The following is a 2,327-nucleotide window of genomic DNA, read 5'->3' as shown; positions in this document are numbered from 1 at the left end:
GTTTGTGTTTTAAAAACCTTTCAGTAATCAAACCGGATTGCTAGATGTAGATAGAAATGTTATTGATATCAAGGCGAATGAGTCAGACATAGCAATTGCCAAAGTTGTTCGGGAACTTCTTCAAAATGTTCCAGTAAAAAGTCCATAAATGCCAAATGTCGTAAATCATTAGGCTGAGGATAGCGTCTAAATTTACCTTGCTTAAACCAACCTCTGACCGTAGAATCAGAACGACAGCATATTAAGGCAATTTGTTCATAACTCACATCCCATTTGGCATAAAATTCTTGTGGTTTCATACCAAATTCCCAGTGACTGTAGAGTGAAATTAGATGAATTTCTCTTGCCCCTAAAATCCGGGGGTTAGACATTGATACACCTCAAATATGTAAATATTGGAACTCATTTTTTACATCAGGTATTTGTCAGTCACAGAGTTTATAGACACACCAATAAAACCCGCTTAGATGGGTTTTAAACTCTTGATTCACCCTCAATCTGCGTAAGCAGATATAGTTAAAATAGTTACGTTACTTATAATCGCTAGAATACCGATTCAGGAATAGCCAGAAATAGTGGATAGGGTGCAATACGCTTGGGTTAAGCCTTTTTTCTCCCCCTGCTTCCCCTGCTCAAGAACAGCCCGCTCTAACAGATAAATGTCCTTAACTAAACGGTATTGGGATAGGGCGAGGATAGTGCTTCGGATCAAAAACGAAACGCCCTCTAACCACATTTTGCACGAGCTATACTGTGAGGAGGGCAATTGAGTTTTTGACTAATCTTCTCAGAAGAGTTTGATTGCAAATCCAACTTCAGTCGGACTCGGCAAGTTGGGATAGTTCACCAGCTATTTGATGTTTTAATATCTATAACAACTGGAATAGGGCTGAGAAACTTTTGGGCAGCAGCAACCATACAATTGTGTAATATATGGCTAACTTGGTCAACTTCAGTCTCTGGACATTCCAGTACAATTTCATCATGTCTTACACAGATGAGTTTTGTTCTGAATTTAGCTAATGGATTTGAAAGTTTTACCATAGCTAATTTGTTGATGTCGGCATTTAAACCTTGTACTGGATGGTTAAATAGCTCTGATAGTCGGGGCTTGTTTACCCATCTCCGTCGTCTATTTGCTAGTGTACGACTTTCCTTAATGCCTTGGATGTATTTACGTTTGATGTTTTCATGCCACCTAGCTATTCCAGGATAAGCTTCAAAGAATCTTTTCCTGAAAGCTTTTGCTTGTTCTAATGTCATTGCTACTCCATATTTTACTTGGGCGTAAATTTGGAGTTTGGCAGCGCCCATACCGAAAATTAATCCAAAGTTTATTGCTTTTGCTAATCTGCGGTCTTCCTCAGTCACTTCATTGATATGTTTTCCAGTTACTAAAGATGCTGTTAATCGATGTAAGTCAGCCCCCTGGCGATAGACTTGGCACATCTTTGTATCACCACTAAGCCGAGCCATAATTCGTAGTTCAATTTGGGAGTAATCGGCTTTGATAATTTTATAGCCAGGGGCAGCAATAAAGCAGCTACGAGCTGCTTGATCACGGGGAATATTTTGTAGAGGTGGTTTGCGGCAAGAAAATCTACCGGATTTTGCCCCTAATTGATAATAGTTGGGATGAATTCTCCCAGTTTTGGGGTGGATATGCTGGGGTAGTTTCTCGGTAAAAGTGCCGATAATTTTGGATAGACGGCGGTAATCTAGCAATGCTTGAATTATGGGATACTGTGCAGCTAAAGAAACTAATTTACTTTGATTAGTTGAGTTGATTTTGATACCAATAGCTTGGAGAGCAGCCAAAACTTGCTGAGGTGAATTCGGGTTTACTGCATCTGTCAGTTCTGGCAGCAATGACATCTGAGAGCTAGCAATACGGAGTTGCTTGAGTTGGCTTAAAGCATCTGTTTTTTCAGCTTCTAGTTTTGCACCCAGTATCTGCCATCGAGACAAGTCAAATAGCATCCCGTTAAGTTCCATTTGAGCTACAACAGGCATACACTGAAATTCCAGTTGGGCAATTTTGAGTAACTTTGCCTGTTTTAACTTCTTGAGGAGAATTGGGTAAAGGTCAAGTAATATGGCAGCATCTACGGCAGCATAGTGCAATTGAACCGATTTAAGAGGTTTACACCAATCGCTGATTTGTTGAGTTTTATCTAGTTGAATGTGTAGTAGCTTTTTAGTTATATTTTGTAAGGATGAGCTTGTTTTTAATCCTGCGGTTAGAACTTTATAAGCAAGTTGGGTATCAAAGAATTGACCAGAGGGTTGAAGTCCTGCGAGTGTGAGAAATTGCCAGTCGAACTTGG

At 39.8% G+C, this 2,327-nt stretch carries 2 protein-coding genes; both read right to left on the bottom strand.

What is annotated here, in order from left to right; genetic code table 11:
• Positions 1 to 68 precede the first annotated feature (68 nt).
• Positions 69 to 371, bottom strand: coding sequence for a hypothetical protein (locus RRG12_RS43150; RefSeq protein WP_420759045.1), 303 nt, complete (start codon positions 369 to 371; stop codon positions 69 to 71).
• Positions 372 to 843: 472 nt separating this feature from the next.
• Positions 844 to 2,327: DNA polymerase (locus RRG12_RS43145; RefSeq protein ID WP_420763287.1), on the bottom strand; the 1,484-nt coding region annotated here is incomplete at its 5' end.

The sequence above is a fragment of the Nostoc sp. CALU 546 genome, from assembly GCF_048836525.1.
This window is presented reverse-complemented; position numbering and strand designations above follow the sequence as displayed.